General features: G+C 61.2%; 19 protein-coding genes, 2 tRNA genes and 2 rRNA genes. 15 read left to right on the plus strand and 8 right to left on the minus strand.

Going from position 1 to position 23,551, the window contains the following annotated elements:
* Positions 1–132: 132 nt before the first annotated feature.
* The 8 genes from N688_RS21975 (at position 133) to N688_RS22010 (ending at position 4,798) form a co-directional block, all read left to right on the plus strand.
* Positions 133–582, plus strand: a complete 450-nt coding sequence (locus N688_RS21975) for a DUF6249 domain-containing protein (protein ID WP_052891283.1) — start codon at positions 133–135, stop codon at positions 580–582.
* Positions 583–665: 83 nt separating this feature from the next.
* Positions 666–1,157 (plus strand): beta-class carbonic anhydrase, encoded by a 492-nt coding sequence (locus N688_RS21980; protein ID WP_052891284.1) that lies wholly within the window; start codon positions 666–668, stop codon positions 1,155–1,157.
* A gap of 76 nt (positions 1,158–1,233) precedes the next feature.
* Positions 1,234–1,458 carry a hypothetical protein gene (locus tag N688_RS21985; protein ID WP_052891285.1) on the plus strand — a complete coding sequence of 75 codons (225 nt, stop codon included), beginning with the start codon at positions 1,234–1,236 and terminating at the stop codon, positions 1,456–1,458.
* A gap of 416 nt (positions 1,459–1,874) precedes the next feature.
* A 16S ribosomal RNA gene (locus tag N688_RS21990) occupies positions 1,875–3,393 on the plus strand.
* 323 nt (positions 3,394–3,716) lie between these two features.
* Positions 3,717–3,790 (plus strand) — tRNA-Ile (locus N688_RS21995).
* 13 nt (positions 3,791–3,803) lie between these two features.
* Positions 3,804–3,876 (plus strand) — tRNA-Ala (locus tag N688_RS22000).
* A 69-nt stretch (positions 3,877–3,945) separates the two neighbouring features.
* Positions 3,946–4,062: ribosomal RNA gene (gene rrf, locus N688_RS22005) — 5S ribosomal RNA — on the plus strand.
* 253 nt (positions 4,063–4,315) lie between these two features.
* On the plus strand, positions 4,316–4,798 hold the full coding sequence (locus N688_RS22010; protein WP_052891286.1) for a hypothetical protein: 483 nt from the start codon (positions 4,316–4,318) through the stop codon (positions 4,796–4,798).
* 58 nt (positions 4,799–4,856) lie between these two features.
* On the opposite strand, the gene N688_RS22015 is transcribed toward N688_RS22010, so the two are convergent.
* The 3 genes from N688_RS22015 to N688_RS22025 form a co-directional block, all read right to left on the minus strand.
* On the minus strand, positions 4,857–5,960 hold the full coding sequence (locus tag N688_RS22015) for a class I SAM-dependent methyltransferase (protein WP_052891287.1): 1,104 nt from the start codon (positions 5,958–5,960) through the stop codon (positions 4,857–4,859).
* Positions 5,961–6,057: 97 nt separating this feature from the next.
* The gene (gene holA, locus N688_RS22020) at positions 6,058–7,158 is read right to left on the minus strand and encodes a DNA polymerase III subunit delta (RefSeq protein WP_052891288.1); all 1,101 of its coding nucleotides are present in this window, start codon (positions 7,156–7,158) and stop codon (positions 6,058–6,060) included.
* 87 nt (positions 7,159–7,245) lie between these two features.
* The gene (locus tag N688_RS22025; protein WP_052891289.1) at positions 7,246–7,617 is read right to left on the minus strand and encodes a hypothetical protein; all 372 of its coding nucleotides are present in this window, start codon (positions 7,615–7,617) and stop codon (positions 7,246–7,248) included.
* 304 nt (positions 7,618–7,921) lie between these two features.
* Here N688_RS22025 and N688_RS22030 point away from each other — a divergent pair, with 304 nt between their 5' ends.
* Complete coding sequence (locus N688_RS22030) at positions 7,922–8,290, plus strand: DUF4870 domain-containing protein (protein ID WP_052891590.1); 369 nt, start codon at positions 7,922–7,924, stop codon at positions 8,288–8,290.
* On the opposite strand, the gene N688_RS22035 is transcribed toward N688_RS22030, so the two are convergent.
* Positions 8,287–9,219 carry a DUF92 domain-containing protein gene (locus tag N688_RS22035; protein WP_052891290.1) on the minus strand — a complete coding sequence of 311 codons (933 nt, stop codon included), beginning with the start codon at positions 9,217–9,219 and terminating at the stop codon, positions 8,287–8,289. The genes N688_RS22030 and N688_RS22035 overlap by 4 nt on opposite strands.
* A gap of 520 nt (positions 9,220–9,739) precedes the next feature.
* On the opposite strand from N688_RS22035, the gene N688_RS22040 reads away from it, so the two are divergent.
* The 4 genes from N688_RS22040 (at position 9,740) to N688_RS22055 (ending at position 15,091) form a co-directional block, all read left to right on the plus strand.
* The gene (locus N688_RS22040) at positions 9,740–11,047 is read left to right on the plus strand and encodes a hypothetical protein (RefSeq protein ID WP_156025642.1); all 1,308 of its coding nucleotides are present in this window, start codon (positions 9,740–9,742) and stop codon (positions 11,045–11,047) included.
* Positions 11,048–11,072: 25 nt separating this feature from the next.
* On the plus strand, positions 11,073–12,935 hold the full coding sequence (locus N688_RS22045) for a glutamate mutase L (protein WP_052891292.1): 1,863 nt from the start codon (positions 11,073–11,075) through the stop codon (positions 12,933–12,935).
* Positions 12,936–13,153: 218 nt separating this feature from the next.
* On the plus strand, positions 13,154–14,200 hold the full coding sequence (locus tag N688_RS22050; protein ID WP_052891293.1) for a hypothetical protein: 1,047 nt from the start codon (positions 13,154–13,156) through the stop codon (positions 14,198–14,200).
* Between the two features lie 132 nt (positions 14,201–14,332).
* Positions 14,333–15,091: a class I SAM-dependent methyltransferase gene (locus N688_RS22055; RefSeq protein ID WP_052891294.1), complete on the plus strand. Its 759-nt coding sequence runs from the start codon at positions 14,333–14,335 to the stop codon at positions 15,089–15,091.
* Positions 15,092–15,203: 112 nt separating this feature from the next.
* Here the strand turns inward: N688_RS22055 and gpmI are convergent, their stop codons facing one another.
* Positions 15,204–16,793, minus strand: a complete 1,590-nt coding sequence (gene gpmI / locus N688_RS22060) for a 2,3-bisphosphoglycerate-independent phosphoglycerate mutase (RefSeq protein ID WP_052891295.1) — start codon at positions 16,791–16,793, stop codon at positions 15,204–15,206.
* Between the two features lie 448 nt (positions 16,794–17,241).
* On the opposite strand from gpmI, the gene N688_RS22065 reads away from it, so the two are divergent.
* Positions 17,242–18,558, plus strand: a complete 1,317-nt coding sequence (locus tag N688_RS22065) for a CCA tRNA nucleotidyltransferase (RefSeq protein ID WP_052891296.1) — start codon at positions 17,242–17,244, stop codon at positions 18,556–18,558.
* A gap of 76 nt (positions 18,559–18,634) precedes the next feature.
* On the plus strand, positions 18,635–19,138 hold the full coding sequence (locus N688_RS22070) for a hypothetical protein (RefSeq protein ID WP_052891297.1): 504 nt from the start codon (positions 18,635–18,637) through the stop codon (positions 19,136–19,138).
* A 100-nt stretch (positions 19,139–19,238) separates the two neighbouring features.
* Here the strand turns inward: N688_RS22070 and N688_RS22075 are convergent, their stop codons facing one another.
* The 3 genes from N688_RS22075 to N688_RS22090 form a co-directional block, all read right to left on the minus strand.
* Entirely contained in the window at positions 19,239–19,922 is a 684-nt protein-coding gene (locus N688_RS22075; RefSeq protein ID WP_052891298.1) for a helix-turn-helix domain-containing protein, read from the minus strand.
* 133 nt (positions 19,923–20,055) lie between these two features.
* Entirely contained in the window at positions 20,056–21,621 is a 1,566-nt protein-coding gene (locus N688_RS22080; RefSeq protein WP_052891299.1) for an APC family permease, read from the minus strand.
* Between the two features lie 520 nt (positions 21,622–22,141).
* Positions 22,142–23,464, minus strand: a complete 1,323-nt coding sequence (locus N688_RS22090) for a hypothetical protein (RefSeq protein ID WP_052891301.1) — start codon at positions 23,462–23,464, stop codon at positions 22,142–22,144.
* Positions 23,465–23,551: the final 87 nt, after the last annotated feature.

The raw sequence follows: 23,551 nt of genomic DNA on the forward strand, positions 1-23,551 counted from the left end.
GTGCATCAAGCCTGGTACGACTGGAGAGCGAAGCTCGGCCAGGAACGAAACAAATTCGTAGTGCAGGACCCTTTCTCAACCGACTTATCTTATATATTATACACGCGAGGCAACAGTAACGAGGTCAGATGCATGTCATCGAACGTCCTGGCAGCCCTTTTGGGCTGGCTCCTGGCCCTGATAATCTTTTGCGGCTTTATCGTCCTGCTGCGCTATCTTGACCATCGAGAGCGCATGGCGCTGATTGCCCGCGGCCTGGATCTGGAGAGCCTGCAGAGGCGCAGTCGCAGCCGGCGAGCCTTACGGGCGGGACTCATCACCATGATGGTTGGGCTGGCCTTGACCTTTGGTCTCTATCCCCTGGGCTTCATGCTCCCACCGACTCTGACTGCGGCCCCTTTTCACCTCGGTCCCTGGTTGCTGCCGGGCCTGATCCCTCTGAGCGTGGGCGCGGCCCTGGTGATCAGCTACTATCTCGAACAGGATGGGCAGCCCCCGCATGATCGCGATGGACAGTCCTCACCCCCTACAACCGGCCCGAATGAGCGGCCTCCTGATCCTCCCTTTGGGCCTGCCTCTTGACAGTCATCTCTTGCCGGCCTATACTCAGAGCAAGTTATTTAGTAGATCAACTAAGTCAACAATAGTTGCTGCAAGGAGTAGCCATGTCGCTTATTGAAGAGCTGCTGGCGGCCAACGAGCGTTACGCCTCTACCTTTCAGAAAGGGGAGCTGCCGCTACCGCCAGCTAAGAAGTTAGCGATTGTCACCTGTATGGATGCGCGAATTGATCCGGCGCGTATCCTGGGATTAGAGGAAGGTGACGCGCACGTCATTCGCAACGCTGGGGGACGCACGGCGGAGGCCCTGCGCTCACTCATCATTTCTCAACAATTACTGGGGACCACCACCATCCTGGTCATTCACCACACCGACTGTGGCATGCTCACCTTCGAGAACGCCGATCTGCAACGACGTCTACAAGAGCAATTTGGCGCAGATGCCTCTGGGATTGACTTCTTTCCGTTTAAGAGTCTGGAGCAGTCGGTACATGATGACATCGCCCTGCTCCGCTCTTCTCCTTTCCTTTTGAAAGAAAGCGAGATCCTTGGATTCGTTTACGATGTGCATAGCGGGCGACTCTTGCCCGTGCACTAGCACGCCCGCTGCTCGGGAGAGAGGGCGGGCCTACCCTATAGACAGAACGCCGAGGAGGAGGAATAAGCAGAGTACTATGGAGCGCGATAGTCTGGTGCTAGGGCCACTCGTCTTTCGAGCCAGCCACGAGGGGCTGATCGTCGAAATCGCTGAGCGGCGCTATGTCCTTGACAGCCAGCATAGTCAGCAGTTGCGCCAGTTTCTCCATAGCTATCAGTGTGAGCAACGACCGACCAGGGAGAGCGAGGAACGGGAGCATCGTCTGCCCCTCTGGGTCTATGCCATGCATGAGCTGGGGTGAGCAGGAGGGGGTGGGGTGATCCCGCCTCTTGTTGGCCGCGCTCACTGAAGAGCTAGAGCCGCCCACCCCTCCCTGGCCAACTCTCCTGATGCCCATACGCTTACCTTGGAGATAACCCGTTGGCCCAGCAGGGAGGACCTTCGGATTTTTTTTCGAAATTCCTCGCCTAACCCCCTTGACAGCCGCGCCAAACAGTGCTATCATCTCCACTGCACTCGGGAACACAGGAACTACACCGAACCTGCCCCCGAGCGCTTGATGGATCACATGGCCGTAGTGCCAGGTGCACCTGAACAACTGAAGAGTGATAAGGCTTTGAGTTAAGTGACGACCGGAAACCTGGGTTTACAGGCGGCTGGCCTTTACCAGAATGCCAATGAGGGTCTCCAGAAGAGGAGACTTTCAGATAGATCTTCTGGATGGCGAGTTTGATCCTGGCTCAGGACGAACGCTGGCGGCGTGCCTAACACATGCAAGTCGAACGTCCTTTCCGCGAGGGGAGGGCGTGGCGGACGGGTGAGGAACACGTGGGTGACCTGCCCTGCAGTGGGGGATACCGGTGCGAAAGTGCCGACAATCCCGCATACGGTGGCGTCTTGCAAGAGGCGCCAGGAAAGCTCCGCGCCGGAGGGTGCGGGGCGCTGCAGGAGGGGCCTGCGCCCGATTAGCTGGTTGGTAGGGTAACGGCCTACCAAGGCGACGATCGGTCGCTGGTCTGAGAGGACGACCAGCCACACTGGGATTGAGAGACGGCCCAGACTCCTACGGGGGGCAGCAGTGAGGGATCTTCGGCAATGGGCGAAAGCCTGACCGAGCGACGCCGCGTGCAGGAAGAAGGCCTTCGGGTTGTAAACTGCTTTTCTGGGGGAAGAGAGAGGACGGTACCCCAGGAAGAAGCCCCGGCAAACTACGTGCCAGCAGCCGCGGTAAGACGTAGGGGGCGAGCGTTGTCCGGAGTTACTGGGCGTAAAGGGCCTGTAGGCGGTCGGGCAGGTTCCGGCTGACAGCCCGCGGCTTCACTGCGGGAGAGGCAGGAAGACGGTCCGACTTGAGGGCCACAGAGGGACAGGGAATTCCCGGTGGAGCGGTGAAATGCGTAGAGATCGGGAAGAACACCGAAGGCGAAGGCACTGTCCTGGGTGGTACCTGACGCTGAGAGGCGAAAGCTAGGGGAGCGAACGGGATTAGATACCCCGGTAGTCCTAGCCGTAAACGCTGACCACTAGGTGTGTGGGGAGATCGACCCCCTGCGCGCCGAAGCGAACGCATGAAGTGGTCCGCCTGGGGAGTACGGCCGCAAGGCTAAAACTCAAAGGAATTGACGGGGACCCGCACAAGCAGCGGAGCGTGTGGTTTAATTCGATGCAACGCGAAGAACCTTACCAGGGTTGGACAAGCGCGCTGAGGGTCCAGAGATGGGCCGGCCCGCAAGGGAGGCGTGCTCAGGTGCTGCATGGCTGTCGTCAGCTCGTGCCGTGAGGTGTTGGGTTAAGTCCCGCAACGAGCGCAACCCCCGCTCTCGGTTGGAATTCTCCGAGGGGACTGCCGCGCACAACGCGGAGGAAGGTGGGGATGACGTCAAGTCAGCATGGCCCTGACATCCTGGGCGACACACACGCTACAATGGTCGGGACAGCGGGCAGCGACCCGGCGACGGGGAGCCAATCCCTTAAACCCGATCTCAGTGCAGATTGCAGGCTGCAACCCGCCTGCATGAAGGAGGAGTTGCTAGTAACCGCCGGTCAGCACACGGCGGTGAATACGTTCTCGGGTCTTGTACACACCGCCCGTCACACCACGAAAGCCGGCAACACCTGAAGCCGCTGGGCGAACCCCTCAAGAGAGGGGAGGCAGGCGTCGAGGGTGGGGTCGGTGATTGGGGTGAAGTCGTAACAAGGTAGCCGTACCGGAAGGTGCGGCTGGATCACCTCCTTTCTAGGGAGTCGATGGGAGATAGAGCAGCAGACAGCCGTTCTGCCTGCGCTCATATCCCTTCTCCCAGGTCGATCCTGTCACTCGTCTTAATCTCCTGACTTCTCCTCTCTGCGGAAGTTGGGAAACCGCGGAAAAACCCCCTTGTCAGAAACACTGACAGGTGGTAAAATAGTAGGCGGTGATCGGGTGGCAGCATGGCAGAGAAGACCACTTGCCATAAGGCTAAAGCCTGGCAGGTCGGTCGTCACAAACTCGCCTTATCACTCTCCAGGTGTTCGGGTCACCCGGCACCCGTCGATGTGACCTCATCAGCTGCTAACTGTGGGCTATTAGCTCAGGTGGTTAGAGCGCAGTCCTGATAAGACTGAGGTCCCTGGTTCGAGTCCAGGATGGCCCACCCACCCACACAGGGGGATGTAGCTTAGTTGGTAGAGCGCTGCCTTTGCACGGCAGAGGTCAGGGGTTCGAGTCCCCTCATCTCCACCTGAAGGGGATGCCAGTTCATCTCATAGAGAGCTGGCTCGTTGGTTGCCCGCCTGTCCATGCAGGTGGAGCGGTGACTATAGCGGAAGGGAAACACCCGTTCCCATCCCGAACACGGAAGTTAAGCCTTCCAGCCCCGATGATACTGCGGGGGAAGCCCCGTGGGAAAGTAGGACGTCGCCGCCCCACCTGCCTGGATGGGCGCTTTTCTTATACCTTCCCACTCCCTGCCTCGCTCCCCTCTCATCCGGCAAAAGCAATGATAGACACTTACGTTACGCTTCGCCTATAATAGATTCTGAACCCATGATGATGGCGTTCTCTCCGTCGCCCCAGCTGATGACTGCCGCGAGCGCAGGCGCTGTGCTGGTTGGCGCTGGATCGATCGTCTTGCTCTACATCCTCTCTGGGGAGCTTGTTCGACTGGGAGACTTGCGTGATGAAGCCCTGGAAGCTGTTGACACGCCTCGCTGTAGTGGTCTTCCTCGTGTTAGTCATCGTGGCTATCTTCGGCCCAAACCTGGCCGATTTTGCCAAGGGCCTCCTTGGGAATGTGGGCAAGCCTTTCTCTAACACTGTGTCGTTCCCTTCCTCTAACATCCAGGCCCACCTGGTCCATGCCCCTGACCAGACGTCAGCCTCGGCCCCTTCCCCTTCTCACCTGCAAATCGCTGTCCTGGGTCTTAAGCCTGCTACCACTTACTATCTGACGATCGATGAGGGTAGCTGTGGCGGTCCCACCCTCCTTTTAGTCGGTTCGCTGACGACCGATGACACGGGAACCGCCCTCAAGGATTTCTCACTCAATCTCAGCGATCCTGCCGGCCTGGCCTCGCGCAAGCTGTGGCTGAATTTCCATCGCGACAGCTTCAACGGCACAAGCAGCGCCTGCTCGCCTATTGATACTTCGCTGCTCCGTTAGATCGAGGCCTCTCTGCTTCAGAGACGAGCCATGCCTTGATCGGCAGCGCCAGCGAGGCTCAGCGCCTCATGATGAGCACCTTGAAGTTGCCCAGTCCTGCAGGATCGGTCAGGGCCAGAACTCGTTGGCGCAGGTTATACCAGCGGAGCAGGGCAATCTGTCCTTGATCTGTGGCGCGCTCTTGATCTGCTGCCGAGAAGTGGGTACGGCGGAGCTGCTCGAGTTCCTCGAAGATGCCCAGGCGCTCTAGCCAGGCGCGCTGCGTGGTGAAGAGGCGTAGACGGAGACCATGACGACGCCCTTCGTCGATCAGCGCGCTGAAATTCACATGAGCCGTGATGTCCTGCTCTCCGGGCCTTGCCAGAGGCTGCTCGTTGACACGGTGTTTGTGATAGCAGAGGAGCGTCCCTTGAGGCCGGGCACGGCTGTAGAGCCGCGCGGCCCGGTCTCCGTAGTCGATCACGAGCAGAAATCCTCGCCGCAGCAGCGAAGCTTGCAGCTCTATCCAGCGGAGGGCCTCCAGGTTGATCTCTGCCCTCCAGCCGTTGGGGAAACTTCGCCAACGCAAGCAATAGCGGTCGAGGTAGGTGACTACTTCCGGTGCTGGCGGGACAGCGATCTCCCGCAATCTGCCTTTTTCAAGACCCACGTAGATCTCGTAGAGCTGCCCCTGGCGCACTTCGACGAGGTGGACCGGGAAAGCGTCGACTAGCTCGTTGGCCAGAATAAGATGAGGGCCTCCCTCTTGTTCGCGAAGCTGTTCTAGCGCTTCGGCAGACAGGGCATCTTCCCCCCGCTGCAGGTCCAGGCTGCGGTAGCTGAGGGCTCTAGCAAACTCCGGTTGCTCTTGCTCTGCCCAGGCGCGAACCCCTGCCTCTAGCTCGCCTCGCCCGGCTCCTTGCTCCCAGATCCGTAAGGGCTGCGGGCGACCTAGCTCCTCCCACATCTGCCAGAGCTGGCGCCCCAAGCAGTGGGCGAAGAAGTCTCCGAGGTCGCCGCTCGTGAAGTAATCCCCGGACCAGCCAATGCGCGGAGTGCCAGCTGTATAGTAACCGCTCTCTGGATCATAGAGCGCTATGCGCATATATTCAGCGAAGGACAGTGGCCCCTCGCGCTCGATGCGCACGATCAGTCTCTGTTCAAGAAGAGAACTCGTGGCCATTGGTGCATCCTTGGGAAACAGCTTGAAATTGCTTGCTTGTTTGCTTGCTGCTGTCGATGGGCTTGCACAGAGGTCCGTGGTGGGGGGCCGACTGCCGCTAGGGGCGAGCTGGGGTGGTGAAGAAGTGCATGAGCACTAGATCAAAAGCAACCTCGGGACTCAGACGGCTGCGCTTCAATGCCGCATCCGTTTCGACAAGCTGACGATAGATGAACTCAAGCTGAGTGAGACTGAACTGCCGCGCTTGCTGAACCGCTCGCTCGGCGATGAAAGGCGCGATGCCCAGTGTCGCGGCGATCTCTGCCGCGCGCAGTCCCTTCTGCGTCAGCTCTTTGGCGAGGAGAAGCGTGCGCACTTGAGAGAGCATGAAGCCCAATAAGAGCAATGGTGGCTGCCCTTCGGTCAGCAGGCTGTGGAGAATGTCCAGGGCCTGCTTCTGTCTGCGCTGGGCCAGGGCGTCGGTCAGCTCAAAGATGCGCGTCTCCTGCACCTGGGCAGAGAGGGCCCGCACTTGAGGGACATCGATGGTGCCACCTTCACCGACATAGGTGGCAAGCTTCTCCAGCTCGTTGGCCAGCATACGGGTCTGGCTGCCGATGAAGTTCGCCAGCAGCGTTACCGCCTCGTGCGTAATACGAACTTTGAGCTGCGCGGACCGCTCCTCGATCCATCGTTCGAGAGCGGCCCCTTTGGGGAGCATGCTTTTGATCTCCTGGCCATGACGGCGAGCCGCCTCCACGAGTGGATGACGCGCCTCAAGGGCCTCATCAACCAGGAGGATCAAGGTAGTCGAGGCCGGCATCACCGGCACAAGGCTCGCCAGCCCTTGCTCAAAATCGGCACGCGAAGCAGCTCCAGCTTTCTTGCTTCCCTTGCGGGCCCGGGTGCGCTTGCGCTCCTCGGCTCCCTCTCTTGTTGCTGTGCCTGCCCCCTGATCGCTCTCGGCGGAGACGCTGGCTGCCTCCCGCTCCTGAGCAGTCGAGGAACTACTCCGCCGCTTGCGGGGCAGCCCCTCGACGATCACCAGCCGACCTTCGCTCAGGAAAGGCAGCGTGCTGCACGTCGCCACGATGGTCGCCAGCTCAGTTTCGTCGCCGTGGTAGAGATCCTGGTTGTAGCCGAAATCCCCCTGCTGGCGGAGGCGCCGCAGCGCTTCGCGGCTGCTGAATTCGTCATCGCCATGCAGCAAATAGAACATAGCCCACCCATTCGCTTACTCACTTGCCCTCAGCGAGAAAAAGACACCCCCTGGCGACGTTCCTGACCGGCCCCAGCCGCAGCTCGCTCACTCGGGCATGAGTGTGGTTTGCCGGCGCGAGCGACGGCTCTCCCCACGCGCGACCAGCCAGTCGGTCAGCATACCGCCGACCAGACCCAGAACGCTGCACAGGAACAGCGAGCCGAAGAAGGTCGCCCCAACCTGAGCATTGGGCAAGGGTGTATCGAAAATCAGCGTATCGACCCAGCCCAGAATGGCGAGCAGGCCGATAAACGCCCCGATGAAGGTTCCCAGAAGCACCGCCCAGCGCCGCCTGACCAGCACTACGCTGACCCAGAAGATGATAAAGAGTGCCAGGGGCAGCGACAGCAAGAAACCGAAGAAGCTGGCCAGGAAAAGCCCATCGCTGGGATTAATGATGAGTGCTGGTCCTCCCATAGACCTCGCATTGCCTCCCGCTAGCTAGCTTTTGCGTTCGTATTATACTGCAGCTCCAGAGGACTGACAATAGCGCCTCCTCCCGGCCTCATCGGTGATGGCAATGATCTGGCTTGGCTCGCCTGGCTCTGTCAGGACGGCTCTAGCCTGCTGCAAACGTGAAAGCGAAGGACTGGCGGCCAAAGACTACCTGCCTCTGGCTCCTGCTGGCCCTGCAACACCTCCCAGCGCTCTGCGTATATATAGGCAGTCAGATCCCGGAAACAATTTTGCATCTCAACCGGACGAATTCGAGGAAAAGGCCATGATGAATCGAATGACAACCCTGGGCTTGGACGAGCGTCTAGAACGGGTGCTTGCTTATGCGCTCATCTGGATCTCGGGCCTGATCCTCCTCTTAGTCGAGAAGAATCGAAATGTGCGCTGGCACGCAGCCCAATCGCTGGTGACCTTTGGCTCACTCTCGCTGGTGGTTCTGGTGCTTCAGTTCTTGCACGGGGTTTTAGGTCTGCTGCCTCTCTTTGGCTGGCTGATTGGTTTTGGCCTGAGCCTGCTGATTAATCTGCTAGGCTGGCTGCTGCTCTTGCTCTGGCTGTGGCTCATGTTCATGGCCTGGTTCAGGCCGGACTATCGGCTGCCCTTCTTTAGCCAGCTGGCGGACAATCTCGTCTAGTCTCGGCCCCGGTAGGGCGCGCTGCAGCGACTGAGGGCAGCGGCGATCAGGCTCCCGCTCAGAGTGGCCAGGAAATTCACAACATCGTTGTTGACTCCCGGCCAGCCACGCACGCGCTGGGTGAGGCTACCGCAGCCTTGATGGCGACGCTGCTCGGTCTCCTGTCCACAGCGTGGACAACGATAGATGGTCTGGAGGGTGGCACCAAGCAGACTGTCGATCAGGCTGCCTGCCAAACCACTAAACCAGGCAATGATCGCCAGCGGGAGCGGTCGGCTGCGGTCTGGCTCGCTGGCGCCGCCGGAGAGCAGCCGAGCCAGGGTGAGCAAGCCCTGCAACACTATGCCAATCGCCAGGGCGCCCGCCGCTGCAGCCAGCGTGCCCGGCCAGGAAACTGCCCCGGAGATACCTGGCGACACCGGGCGCCCGCTCGTGATCAGACGGGGAGGACGGCGCGTCAACACGCCTAGCTCAGTAGCCCAGGTATCAGCTGTAGCCGTTGCCAGAGCACCCCCAAAGGCCGCCAGCCAGGGATCACAGGATGCACGCTCAGCCTGGACCGCCGAGGTCACGGAACGCTGGCGCAACCCATAACGCAGCGCGCACCAGGTGGCAACGCCGCCGTTTGCCGCCACTTGCAGCAGGTCACGAGCGCTGCCCTTGTTGGACTTCTCCGCCGCGATATGGACCTTCTGCTGCTGGCGAAAGCGAGAAAGCAAGCTGGAGGAGATAAAGAAGAAGATAAGGGAGAGACCCAGCTCCCAGCCACCTGCGCCAGCGGTCACCGTGCCCGTCACGATAGCTGCTGGCACTCCGCTACGACTAAGAGCACCTCGGCGCCGTGCCAGCAGGCTAATCCCACTGCTCGCCAGTAACCAGACTAAGAGCCGCCACCACCACGGGCGCCGGCGGGCGCTCCTTTTCTCCATCGCTGTTTCTCCTCCTTTGTCTGGCGAATGATAAGCATCTGTCCTATCTTTTGTTACAGAATGCCGACAGAGCCAGTTCTATTGTAAAAAGGGCCTTGCTCGCCTGCAAGGGGGGGGGAGGGTAGTCTGCGGCGGAGAGAAGTAAGTAGTACTTTTGGCTGGGAATTATGGATCTATAGTATCATATCAGTGAGCCTGGTCATGTTTATCATCAGGTAGATATAGCAATCGAGGCAGGCAGCCAGCGCAGTGCGTTGCGTGCCAGCGAAAAGCATGCTACACTGCGAGCGAGCCAGATCCAGGAGCGAAGGTGACGGCCTGGTGAAAGTGAGGAGCAACAGTGATTAGGTGTAGCAACTGTGGAGAGCCAGTCGCTGCCGGCATGGCGACGTGCCGGCGCTGCGGCTTGCCCTTATCTGGCGGAGTTGGAAGTGCTGCAGGAGCTGCAGATGCGCAGAAAGGAGTATCTCAGCGGGCAGAGTTGCCGGCCTGGCTGCAGTCGTTGCGGGCAGGTGAGCGCTTGCCAGCGGGTTCTACTGGCCCTATCCCTCTCTCTGCCGCTGATTTGATCGACGAGGAGAGCCTCCCAAGCTGGATGCGCGCCGAGCAAAAGGAAGATACTGCCGAATATCAGTTTCCTGCCAGTGCCCAGCTGGACGGGCCGGCGGGCTACGCAGCTGCCCCGCCCGCCCGAGGGATTACGGCCCGCTCTCTCATCGATGAGCAGGCCCTGCCCTCCTGGATGCGCGAGGGGCAGGGACAGGAAGGGATGGGAGTACGTGAGAGTGGGCTGAGCGGTCAGAAGGATATTCCCGCCTCAAGCCTGGTTGAGCCGGAGGCCCTGCCAGAATGGATGAAATCTTTAGGACCGTCGACGGCTGGCCCGGCGGGTGCTGGCGTGGAACCTTCGGGACCCGCCTCTCCAGAGTGGGGCCGAGCGACAAGCGCCCAGCCAGGACCAGCTCCCGTGTCTGGGCAGCCGCTGCAGGCCCACGACCTGATTGATCCGCACCAGTTACCGGACTGGCTACGGGGCCAGAGCGCGGCTTCTGAGGCAGCCCCAAGGCCGGGCGCTCCAGAAGCTGGGGGTGCTACCCGATTGGAAGCAGCTTCTTTGATCGATATGAGCGCTTTGCCGGCCTGGCTGCGTGAGGGGCAGCTGGAAAATGCAGGCTCAAGGCCAACGTCGCCATCGCCAGGAGGGCAAGGAGGACCGGCGGCCCCTCCTCCGACGCCGTCTCTGCCCGCCGGCGGCCTGACGGCGGCCTCGCTCATCGATATGAATGCTTTGCCCGAATGGCTACGCTCCTCGATGGAAACGCCTGCTCCCGCTGGCTCTCGCGGACAGGACCCGCTGGCCGTCCAAGAGCCTGGGCGAACCTTGCCCGATCCTATGCAACCGCGCGTTGAGAATATGCGTGTGCCCAGCCGGCCCCGCACGGAGCTGGGCGTCAGCGAGCAGAGTGAAGCAGCGGCCAATGTCTTCGCTTCTCTGCTGGGGGTGGCCTCGGCAACGCCCTCGTTGCCCGCTCAGGGACCTGACCCCCGCTACGGGCAGATGGCGCCAGCCTCACCTCCGCCGGCTCTCGCTGCTGGGGGGGGGATGTCTGGAACGCCTGTGAGTCCTCCGGGGTATCCCGCTGCCTATATCGGCGCCAATGCCGGTGCGAATCCTGTTCCGGCGGCTTCCGCCTATACGGCGCCGCCTCCATCTGCCCCACCTCCAGGGCCAGGTGCCGAGGCCCACGCGCAATCTCGGGCGCAGGCTCAGGCCCGGCCTGCTAAGCGTAGCTTCCTCGATGTGATTCGTAGCTGGTTCCCGCACTAGGTGAGAGAAGAGGGGTGTTCTGGAGATGCAGACGCAGTTGAATCAGCAGGAGGGTCAGGCAGCCGCTCATAGAAAAGATGCCGCTGCCGCAAATTCTATTTTGGTTGCCGACTGCGGCAGCGTGCTGACCAAGGTTTCGTTGCTGGGCCTGGTCGAAGGACAGTATCGCCTGATGGCGCGCGGCGAGGCCCCAACAACGCTGGCTGCTCCCCGGGAGGATATTACTCGGGGCATCGCCCAGGCTATCAACGAGATTGAGCTGGTCACGGGCCGGCAGATTATTGTCGATGGCCATTTGCTGGAGCCGGAGCAGCCGGATGGCAATGGCGTAGATGTCTTCGTGGCCACTATTAGCGCTGGCGGCCCCCTCCGGTTGGTGGTTCTGGGCGCGGCCAGCCCCGCCTTGACGGACCTGGTCAGCCAGGCGGTCTCTGGTCTCTATGCCGAGACCCAGGCTTTGCCTTCTCCAACGTTTACCGCGAGCATGGCCGCTGGCCAGCTCACGCAACCAGGCGCTACCCCCTTGCCGGGGGTCAGTCCCCTACCCTGGACTCCCGAACGCCTGGCCCTGGAATGGCGCCGACAGCTCGACCGCCTGCGCGAGCTACAGCCGCATGCGGCTATCATTGTTGGTATGGCCGATGGACCAGCGGGGGCCACCCCGATTCAGGAAGCCTGCCAGCTTCTGGTGAATGCGGCCCAGGAGCAACGCGAGAAGACGCGGCTTTTCCCTTTGCCGGTGCTCTATGCCGCCGCCCCTCAGTATGTGGAGGCCTCGCGACGCCTGATCAATGGGGCTGGCGAAGTGACGCGCCTGGACCCCCTGGTCTCGGCCTCCAATCTCAGCCCGATCAGCCTGGCCGCCAGCTCGCTCTACGAACGCTCGATTCTGCGCCGTTTGCCCGGCAGCGAGACCCTCTGGTCCTGGTCCTCGGCCTCCCCTGTGGCCACAGCGACCTCCCTCAGCAGCCTGGTGCGCTTTCTGGCTCACCACTATACGATGAACGTCATGGCCGTCGACGCAGGGGGGGCTAACACAACGTTGCTGTTGGCTGGCGAGCGCGGGGAGTTCATCCCGATGGTCAAGGCGGGCATCGGCGTCGGCTCTGGGCTGGGCGAACTCTTGAAGCGCGTTGGCTCTCAGCATATTAGCCGCTGGTTGCCGTTCGATGTCTCCGATGAGGAGCTGCGCCAGTTCGTGCTCAATACGATGTTGCACCCCCATGTGGTCCCCAGCAATCAGCGGGAACTGCAAATCAGCCAGGCGTTCGCCCGCGAGGCGATCCTTCTGACCGCCGAAGCCCTGAAAGCGGGCGCCCTCAGCAATTTCTCGCCCGATCTGATTCTGGCCACTGGCGGTGTACTGGCCCATGCCCCGCGCCCCGCTCAGGCGGCCTTGATGCTGCTCGATGCCTTGCAGCCACGCGGCGTGACCTCCCTGGTGCTGGATCGCACCTTGCTCTTCCAACAGTTGGGGGCGATCGCGACTGTGAACCCGGTGGCTGCTGTGCAAGTCAATGAGAACGATGCCGTGACCCACCGCCTGGGAACCTGCGTGATCCCCTATGGGACTCTGCCGCCCGACCAGATTGCGCTGCGCGTCGTTGTAGAGTATAGTAATGGACGGCAGGTCCAGGTCGAGGTCATGAGCGGCTCGATTGAGGTCGTCCCCCTGCGCCTGAATGAGCAGGCTCTGCTGACGCTCTATCCTGCTCAGACGGTCGATGTGGGGTTAGGTCCTGGCGAGCGCGCACGCGCTGCCGAGGAGATCGATGGGGGCCTGGTGGGCTTGATCATCGATGCCCGCGGGCGCCCGCTGGTGCTGCCAGCGGATAAGGCCGAACGCCAGGCGCGACTGTTGCAATGGTCTCAGGCCATTGGGGCCTAGCCTGATAGAGACTACCGACCAACTGGCTACTGGCTGCTCTACTGTACTGGACTGGCTGCCTGCTGACGCCAGCACTGTTCTGACTCGATCTGGCTTGCGCACTGGCCCTGTCGTTGTTGTGATTGTTGTTTGCCCTGTTGCAGCTCAAAGGTTCTCTGAAACCTTCTCATTGATGATGCACTTGTGATCTGGGGCGTACATGGGAGGCGCCTGCTACAATGGCCTATCCCCTGGGGTGGTCTGTACGCTTACAGGTTGTGGTGCGCAGAGAGCGCTGGCCTGGTGGCTCGCGTGCAGGAGCGGTGGCGCTGGTCTATCCCGGCCAGACGGTCGAGCCTGACCAGCCGGTGATCCGATTGAAGCGTGAGGAGCGCGCCGAGAAGCTCGGCGGCCTTCCCCGCCTCTCGCTACCAGCGGTAACGCGGAAGCTGCCGGCAATCCAGCCAACGCAGGCGCATCACCTGAGCGATACGCAGACGGCGCTAGCCGTGCCTGCACTGGGTGAGGAGACAGTGCCGGCTGGCCTACGGGGGCGCGTTGTCGATGTGACGGCTCGCGGTGGGGTGGTGATCGAAAGTCAGGTGATGGCAATCCAGGGAGTTCTCGGCGCTGGCCCCCAGGTGGCCGGGGTGCTGACGCTCTGGCAGGCCCTGGACGGTGGCGCTGCGCGTTCGATCCAGCAGCCTATTCCCCCCGGCGCTATTCTGGTGGTACCTGGCCCGTTGAGCTTCCTTCTGCTGCGCCATGCCCTCAATTCCGGCGTGGTCGGTATTGTCGCCAGTAGTATCTTTCTGCGCGACCTTGAGGGCTTTCTTCATGCCGACCTGCTGGAGTTGGTGAACAGCCCAAACGCTGAGGACCGGCAGTCCCGCTTACCACCCTTGACGATCATGTTGACGGAGGGCCTCGGGAGTTTGGCGATGCCGGCGCGCCTCTTGCAGCTGCTGCGTTGCTATCAGGGACGGGTGGCCCTCCTCTCCGGTTTCACCTCGGTTCGGCGGCCTACGCTGCCGGAGCTGCTGATCTCGCTGACCGCGGCTGAGGCCGAAGCCCTCCCCAGCCAGAAGCCCGATCTGGCCCTGGCGCCCGGGGCGCGCGTGCGTATCTGCTCTGGCGACTACTGCGGCAGAACGGGTGAGATTCTCTCGCTCTTTCTCCATCGTCAGCGCCTCCCTTCGGGTGTACGCGCTCATGCGGCTCGCGTCCTTTTGGAGGAGGGCGAGGTGGTTGTGGTGGCTCTCGCCTGCCTCGATCGCATCGGGTAGCTCCACGGCAGCCCTCTCCTGTTGGGAGTAGGCGCTTTCTCATGAGCTTGTGCTGCTCTTTTTATTTTTGCAGATATGTTATTTTTTGCAGATATGCTCGTTGTAGTTGCTGTAAGCAGGTGAGGTGTTGTCTTGACTGCCAGTGATTGGAATGCGGCCCTCTATGATACGAAGCATGCCTTCGTCTTTGCCTATGGCAGCAGTCTGCTAGAGCTGCTGGCTCCGCGCCCGGGCGAGTTGATCCTGGATGTGGGATGTGGAACGGGCCATCTGACGGCGACCATTGCGCGCAGTGGCGCTCAGGTCGTGGGTCTCGATCGCTCGCCGGCGATGATTGAGGTCGCTCGCCAGCACTATCCGAGCCTCGAATGGCACGTAGGCGATATTCGCTCTTTCTTCTACCCGCGCCCCTTTGATGCCATCTTCTCCAACGCCGTGCTGCACTGGATACGCGAAGCCGAGGTGGTAGTCGCGGCATTGGCTCGCTTGCTCAAAGTGGGGGGACGCCTGGTACTGGAGATGGGAGGGCGCGGCAACGTGGCGGCGGTCTACGCGGCTGTGCAGGAGGTATTGCAGGAGCGGCTGGCAGTGACGCCGCCCAATCCCTGGTATTTTCCTGCTCTGGGGGAATATGCTGCCTTGCTGGAGGCTCACGGCTTCGAGGTCCAGGCCGCCTGGCTCTTTGAACGACCCACGGCGCTGGAGGAAGGTGAGCGAGGGCTGCGCCTCTGGCTGGAGATGTTTGGCTCTGCGCTGCTGGAGGTGGTGCCCGCGGACCGCAAGGAGGAGATTCTGACGGCGATCGAGGCCAAAGCTCGCCCTGCTCTCTTCAGAGAAGAACACTGGGAGCTGGATTATCGCCGTCTGCGCCTCCTGGCTCGCCGTCTTTGAGGAAACCGTTCTTCCCTCAGAGTTATCCACACCGGTGGAGAGTTATCCACATATGTCACCACAAGATGTGGATAACTCCCCCGATTCCACCACAAGATGTGGATAACTCTGTCTACTGCTGAGGGAGAAGCAACGAGCGACCTGTCATCTCGCGCGGTTGAGGCAGCCCCATAATCTGCAGAATGGTGGGCGCGATGTCCGCCAGAATGCCGTCGCTGCGCAAGCTGGCATCGGCGAGCTGGGGGACAACCAGATAGAGCGGCACCGGGTTCGTCGTGTGGGCCGTCATGGGCTTGCCACTATCGTAGTAGATCATCTGCTCGGCGTTGCCATGATCGGCGGTGATCAGCAGGCCGCCACCTACCGCCAGAGTGGCCTCGACGACGCGCCCAACGCCGGTATCGACCGCCTCGACTGCCTTCATAGCCGCCTCCAGGACACCGGTGTGACCAACCATGTCGGCATTGGCATAGTTCATGATCACCAGGTCATAGTGGCCACTGCGGATGCGCTCAATGGCTGTCTCGGTGACACCTGAAGCGCTCATCTCAGGCTGGAGATCGTAGGTCGGGACCTTGGGCGAGGGCACAAGCAGACGATCCTCGCCGGGAAAAGGGGTCTCGCGGCGCCCGTTGATAAAGTAGGTCACATGGGCGTATTTCTCGGTTTCCGCGGTGTGGAACTGACGCAGGCCGTGCTCGGAGATGACCCGGGCCAGCGGCATCTCAACCTCGTCGGCGCGGAAGGCTACCTCTGCCGGCAGGCCCGCCTCGTACTCGGTCATCATCACAAAGACCAGGTCACGCAGGCGCGGGCCGCGCTCGAATTTGCCAGCGGCCTGGGGCGGCAGCTCGTCGAGCACAAAGGCTTTGGTCAGTTGGCGGGCACGGTCGGGACGGAAGTTATAATGGATGAGGGCGTCGCCTTCCTTGATCAGAGCCAGCGGATGCTCGTCTTCCATAATCACCGTAGGGACGATGAATTCATCGGTGATGTTGCGCTCGTAAGATTGCTGGATAGCAGCCACCGCCGATGAGGCCCGCTCTCCTTCGCCGCGCGTCATGGCAAAGTACGGTTTGGCGGTGCGCTCCCAGCGATTATCACGGTCCATAGCGTAGTAGCGCCCACTGACCGTGGCCACGCGCGCCGGATGATCGCCACCGATCTCGCGGGCCCGCGTCTCCAGACGCTTCATGAATTCGATGCCTGCGGTGGGTGAGGTATCGCGCCCATCGGTGAAGGCATGGATATAGACACGCTCGATCTCGTGCTGGCGGGCCAGGCGCAGCAGCGCCTCCAGATGATCCTCGTGGGCGTGCACGCCACCATTGCCCAGGAGGCCACAGATGTGCAGCTGCGAGTGATTGCGTCTGACGTGCTCGATAGCCTTGAGCAGGGCCGGATTCTGGTAGAAGCTGCCGTCCTGGATAGACTCGCTGATGCGGGTGAAATCTTGTAGGACACGCTTGCCTGCTCCGATGTTCTGATGGCCGACCTCGGAATTGCCCATTTGACCAGAGGGTAGACCGACAGCCTCGCCCGAGGTTCTGACGAGGGTGTGTGGCCAGCGACGCTCTAGCTCGTCGATGTGCGGTGTGCGAGCCAAAGCGATGGCGTTGCCCTCTGTGCGTGGGTTGAAGCCCCAGCCGTCCATCACGATCAGCACGAACGGGCGTGGTCGCCCAGGAGATGCCTTACTCATCGTTCCTCGTTCTGCTCCAGTCGAAAAGTTAAGACGTGTGTCCTATTGTATCATGGCTGCCCCAGACCTTCAGTAGGCCGCACCAAAAAGCCGCGGGGCTGACGCTGGCCAGAGAGAGCGAACAGAGAGCAGAAGAGACAACAGGCTGTCCTGCTTGGAGAGGCAAAGCTGGCTATCGCCTGTGGCCAGAGGCCATGATATAATAAATCCGTTGCACTGGCTGTAACCTGTCCTGGATCAGGCAGAGAGGCAGATCGCTTCCAGCAATTCCCCCGCCAACATTGCTCAAAGCTCAAAGAAGGAGAAAACCAATCGTAGCCAACCAGCATAGGAACGACTCTATTAGGGAAGGGAAGCGAATATACACATATTCGATGCGAGATATCATTTTAGGACTGGCCCGCATTTTTCGCGCACATAACAAACAGCTGTATATGGTGGGGGGACAGTGCGCGATGTGCTGCTGGGACGCAGTGAGTCAAGCGACGCTGATCTGGCGACGGATGCCCGCCCAGATGAGATCAAGCGCCTGGTAGCGCCGACGAAGCCGACGGCCATTGTCCTGGTAGGGGAGCGCTTTGGCACGGTGCGCCTCCACTACGGTGAACATATTATTGAGATTACGACCTTCCGCGATGAGCGCTACAACCTCGAGTCGCGTAAGCCGGAGGTCTGCTTCGGCACCGTCCTGGAGGAAGATCTGCGCCGGCGCGATTTTACCATCAATGCGATGGCCTATGATCCCTTGACCGGCCAGCTCTATGATCCATTCGGCGGACGCCTCGATCTGGCGCGACGTCTCTTGCGCGCCGTTGGCAATGAGCCTGATAAGCGCTTCGATGAGGACCCGCTGCGCCTCCTGCGCGCTGTGCGCCTGGCGGCCCAGCTGCACTTTACCATCGAAGAGGAGACACGCCACGCTATTGCCCGCCAGGCGAGCAAGCTGCAAAAGATTAGCCGCGAGCGCATTCGCGACGAGATGCATAAGCTGCTGCTCTCGCCCCATCCGGCACGTGGCCTGGATCTGCTGGTCGAGCTGGGACTGATGCAGTGGATTATTCCCGAGGTGCTGGAGCTGCGCGGCGTGAGCCAGCAGCAGAGCCAGCGGAGCGTTCCGTCGAAGGACGTCTATGCACATGTGCTGCGCGTTGTTGAACGGACTTCACCGCGCCCGGTGGCACGTTGGAGCGCGCTGCTGCACGATATCGCTAAGCCGCGCACGCGCACGGTCGAGGATGGCAAGGTGCATTTCTTCGGCCATGAAGAGGTCGGGGCTGCTATGGCCCGCGATATCTTGCGACGCCTCCACTTCGATCGCGATTTCTGCGAGCGCGTCGCGCGCGTGGTCCGCTTGCATATGCGCGCCAATGCCTATAGCTCGGATTGGACCGATGGGGCGGTACGCCGCCTGATGCTGGAGGCCAACGAGGATCTGGACGATTTGCTGGATCTCTCCCGCGCCGATATTACCAGCTACCGCGCCGATAAGGTCTCCCGCGCCGCCGCGCGCGTCATGGAACTGTCCGAGCGCTGCCGCCGCTTGAAGGAGGAGGCCGAGCGGGTGCCGCTGAAAAGCCCGCTTGATGGCCATGAGCTGATGGCGATCTTCGGACGCGGCCCCGGCCCCTGGCTACGTCCCCTGAAGGACTATCTGCTCAGCCTGGTGATCGATGGCGTGCTGGCCCCCGACGATAAGGAGCGCGCCGCCCAGCTCGCCAGAGAGTTTGTCGCCCAGCAAGAGCAACAAGCTCAAGTGCAGCAGTAGTCATAGGAGCATGATAACCGCAAGCTGGAGTAACGTCTGCAGAAACAGCAGGAAGAGTAACATGAGGGTGTGAGCTATGCCAAAAAATAAACCAGGAGCGCAAACGCAGTCACAGGCGCAGGCTGCTGCCTCGCCCCCATCCTCCTCTTCAGCTCCCTCCCAGAGGCCCAAGACTGGCGAGCAGCCTGCAGAGGCTCGTAAGGGACGGCAGGAGCAGAAGTCTCGCGTCGGCGGCCCGGCGGTGCCGGGAGCCAAGTCGACGCTGCCGCGTACAGCCTCCTCCACTGATCCTCAGCAGCAGCAATACGAGAACCTGAATCGAGAGATGCGCCGCCGCCTCCGCCAGATGAAGGCCGGCCCCTATAGCGAGACCTCTTCTCCTGCCGAGAAGTATCGCAGAAAACTAGAGAAGCAAAAGAGGAAAAAGGAGCAACAGAAGAAAGCCGTTGAAAGAATTGTCGAGACGGCTCCGCGTCAGATCCACCTGGGGCGCCGCCTGATCTATTTTGTGGTTGGCATTGTGCTGATTCTGGTGGTGGTGATCGTTCTGGCCCTGCTGCACCACTTCGGCGTCTTCTAGCCTGTGCTCATCTCATGCTGCTTGAGTTGAGGCGTGCGGACCCCCTCCGGCTCTCGCCTGCCAGTCTGCTCCGCCAGGGTCCGCTCTCCTGCCCCAGGCTTTAGAGGAGCTTACGATGGAGGATGGAGATCAGGGTGTCGGTCAGCGTGAGGATCTCCTCGAACTGGCGCGCCTGCTCCTCCAGGGGAAGACCACGGCTCTGCCAGCGGGGGAGCAGGGCTTGCTCGAAGGCGGCGATCTCACTGCGCACCAGCTGGCGCAGGTGGAAGCGAATCAGGGTGACCAGGGCTAGTGGGAGGCCCTGCTCCATCAGCCGGCGGTAGAGTTCGACCAGCAGGAGATCGTCGCCTGTGAACAGCAGCTGTTCGCCCTCCTGAACGGGAAAAAGCAGCTCCAGTCGTAGCAGCTCGTCGAGCAGCTCGGGAGAGATTCCTGTCTGCTCAAGCAGCAATTCTCGACTGAAGCGTGCCTCCTGGCTGCCTGTCGCCAGGGGACGCAGCAGCCTCTGCTTCAGGGCCAGATTCATCTGAATCTCGCCGTGTTGGGAACGGATCTCGAGAAGCTGCCTGATCAGCTCAAGTGGCAGGTTGTGCTGCTCTTTCAGCTCTTTGATCAGGGTCAGAACGCGCACGTGTTCCCCGCTGTAGTAGGCAATGCGGCCTCTCCTCTGGGGCGGCGGAAGCAGCCCCTGGGTATTATAAAAGCGGATGGTGCGGCTGGAAATGCCTGTCACCTGCGATAGTTCATCGATACTCAGCTCACGCTCGACATCTTCTTGCTGCAAGGAAAGCGGACCTCGGCACGTGTCAGAGAGTTGTTGCTGTTACATATAACGTGCCGCAGGCCCGCTTTCGAGACTCACTGGACCACGGGCTGGCTCACGCTCTGGTCATGTGCTGGCCCGGCCTGGTCCTCCTTTAGGCGGAGGCGCTACTACCGCCGGCAGCATCGCTGGCAGGATTCAGCTCCTCGGGCGTGCCGATGACCTCGGCCAGAATTTCTTCGTCGGAGATATCGCGCCGTATGGTCGCCTGGCCGATAAAGTAGATGACGGCTCCGGCCACCAGCGAGATCGCGGCGAAGCCTACCAGCGAGAGGTCCCAGGCCAGGGTACTGATCAGGGTTGTCCAGGGCGAGATGAAGATGACCGCTACCCCGAAGGCGCTGGCGATGCAGCCGATGACCGCGCACAGGTAGAAGACCCAGTCTGGCGCGAGCTGCACGCGCTGGAAGCTCTCGCGGTACTTGTAGCGGATGTAGATCACGTCGATGAAGAGGAAAACCATCGAGATGCACCAGATGATAGTGACCGCGGCCTGCAGGACGTCGTAAACCACTGTCGAGAGGTCCGAGGGCTTGAGGGCCTGGATAACGAAGGGCGCGATGATGAAGGTGATGAGCGTCAGGACGCCTGAGATGATGCTCTGAACCAGCACCGCTACCCAGGGCACGCGGTTGCGGTTGACCTTGCTCATGACTGTGGGCAGGCGCCGGTCGAGGCCGGAGACGAAGAGCAGGCGCCCGAAGGAGTAGTTGTAGACAACGGTGTTGAAGAGGAAGAAGCCAATGAAGATCAGGTTGACGATAGTGGCCAGCACCGTGCCCGCCGGGCCGAAGCCGTATTTGACCGCCGCTGCGACAACGGAGGGGTTGCCCTGACTCTGGATGGTCGGGGGAACGGCCATCATGACGCCGAAGGTGCCAAGCAGATAGGCTACCATGACAACGACTGAGCCCCAGAGCAGGTAGCGGGTGATGGCGCGCGTGTTCTGGACTTCTACCCCCATGTTGAGAGGAACTTCAATGCCAAGCAGGGCCAGGATTACCAGGCCGTAGAAGGTGTAGTTCGTGTTGTTGAGCTGCCAGTGGGCGGCGGAGAAGTCAGCCTGGGCCGGGTGCCCGCTCAAGAGCCAGACCAGGCCGGCAAGGCCGACCAGCAGGATGGCGCCGCCGTAGGCGACGAAGATGACATTGACGAGGTTCTGGGTCACGCGGAAGCGTAGCACCGAGAGCAGGCATGAAAGGGCGATTACCAGGAGGATCACCAGGCCCTGCTCCCAGGGTTCTGGTAACAGGTTGAGGCCGTACTGGCTGCCAAGCTGCTGGATGAGGGAGACGACGGCGTCGCCGGTGGCGATCATTACCAGTACGCCAGGCCACCAGGCGCAAAAGCCGGCGAAGAAGCCCATGAAGGTCCCAAAGGCGCGCGTGGTCCAGACGTAGATCGATCCCTCGCCGGGAAACATCAGGCCGAGCTGGCCGGTGACGATGGCGCCAGGGATGAGAAAGGTCAGAAAGCCTAAGATCCAGTAAATAAAGGCCGCTGCTCCGGCTCCTGTGACAACGCTGGAGTTGCTGATGAAGAGGACGATGGCGACGAAAATCGCGACCATGTCGAAGGAGTTGAGGACCTTCGGGAGAATGCCGCCAGCGATACGCTCGGAGCGCAAGACTGTGCCGCTGTTCTCTGCTGCTGTCTCCATAAGTGCATGCCTCCCGGCTGGAGAGCTGGCCGCTGCTCCTTTCGCCTGCTCCTCTGTTTTCTTGCTTTCCTCCTCTCTGCCTGCCGTCAGGAGAGAGGGCGGGCCTGGCTGCTGAGGAGGAGAACGCCGGCGAAAGGCTGAGCGGCCCTGACAACGGTCGGTTAGTCGGTCTTCTTGAGAGGGACTGTCGAGGGCGCCTGTCCTGGGTTGCCCGCTGGATCTATGGCTGGTTGGGTTTGGGCTGGGCGCAGGTTGGGCGCGACGGAGAGGAGCAAAGCGTTGAGGATCTGGCTGGCTTCGCTCATCCATTGGGGACGGGGCGCCCTCGCTTGCTATGATGGGTCGGGCTGTCTTGAGTGAAAAAAGATCCCCCCTTTCCCGTGGCTTCCTTTCACGACGGGAAGGTGCGTCCCTGGCCTAATCGATGTCAGCAACAACAATCGAGCCGTTTAGGTGCCGGCACTGGCAGCAAAACGCTCTCTACCTAGAGTATAAACGATAGTTGATCCGTGCGCCAGGGTCAGCTTTTCTTGGCTGAAGAGGTGGGCGACGGAGAAGGAGTCGCTTGCTGACTGCTGGCGTTGAGCTTGGCTTTCTCCTCGGCGATCTTGCGCTGTACGCCGCGCAGGTAGGCTTGAGCGCCGTCGAGGTCGGCATCGGTAATTGCCTGCAGCTGTTTAGGCATCTGCTTTACCTGTGTCGACCAGCTCTCCAGCACGGTCTGGAGAGCAGCCAAGACCTGGTTATCCTGGCCGATGTTCGCCAGCCACTGACGCGCTTGCTTGAAGGCGCGCAGGGTGACGTTCAGGAAATCGCCGGTGACGTTGGCTGCCAGAGTCAAGAGCGGGCTGACGAAGACGTTGTAGGCTGTACGCAGCAGGCGGGCCGCGGCGAGGGCAGCATCCAGCGAGACCCCTTCGATGTTCTCCAGCGAAGAGATCAGCTCTTTGCGCACCGAATCGGCGCCTGCCTGGAAACCACGGTTAAAGGCGTCAGCTACCTGGCGCTCGATATTGGTGGCGGTGTTGCCGATCGTCTCGGGGATTTTGGGAGCCAGCTGCGAAGCAGCTACTACAGCCCCGCCGGTAGCGGCCACGCCCAGGCCGACAAGCACGCGGCGCCGTGTGAGGAAGCGCTTTTTGCGGCGCGGCTTCTCTTCCTCGTAGTATTCCTCTTCTGCTTCTTCTGGGGGGAAAAACTCTGGCTCTGGTTCGGCCAGCCGGCGGGTGGTCAGATGTCTGGTGGCTCGCCGCCTGACCGGCAGGATCGGCTCGCCGCTGCCTTCCTCTTCATCCTCTATCAGCCCATCCTCGTAGCGGCCAGCCGCGCTACCAGCCTGGCCATAGCTCTCCTCAAACTCAGGTGAGATAAAGCCATACTGCTCCGGCTCGTCTTCAGCGATCGCTATGGCCTCATCGCTCCATTCTTCTTCGGCCTCTTCCTCCTCCGGCAGCTGGCGGCGTGAGGGCAGGCGTGAGGGGCGCAGTCCACCTGTGGCGTACAGCTCTCGGCTATAGAGCGTATGGCTTCGGCCCCGTGCCGACGGAAGCAGCTCCTCCTCCGTCTCGGGGGGCGCCGTCAAAACCCCCTCGCTGTGTAGGCTCATCTCCTCGCGTTTGCTCGCCAGAATGCTCTGGCGCATCAGCTGTCGTGTCCGACGCAGGTCAGGGCGCCGTGTTAGCAGGGAGCCGGAGGGGGTGCGACTGCTGCTAGCGGAGGGCCAGCGCGTCTGCTCTGTCTGTCCACGATAGCTCTGCGACCTCAGATCCTCGTAATCTTCCTGATTGTATTGGCGGCCCGGGCTTCTGCGGTATAGCCTTCTCTCCATACGCTCGTTTGTCATGCATTCCTCCCAACACTGATCAGGCTGTCTTCTGGTCGGCGGCACGGCCTCCTTGCCAGCGTCGGTGGCCTGAGTAAGCGTTGAACA

Origin of the sequence: Thermogemmatispora carboxidivorans (genome assembly GCF_000702505.1) — a bacterium.
Taxonomy (GTDB): Bacteria; Chloroflexota; Ktedonobacteria; order Ktedonobacterales; family Ktedonobacteraceae; genus Thermogemmatispora; species Thermogemmatispora carboxidivorans.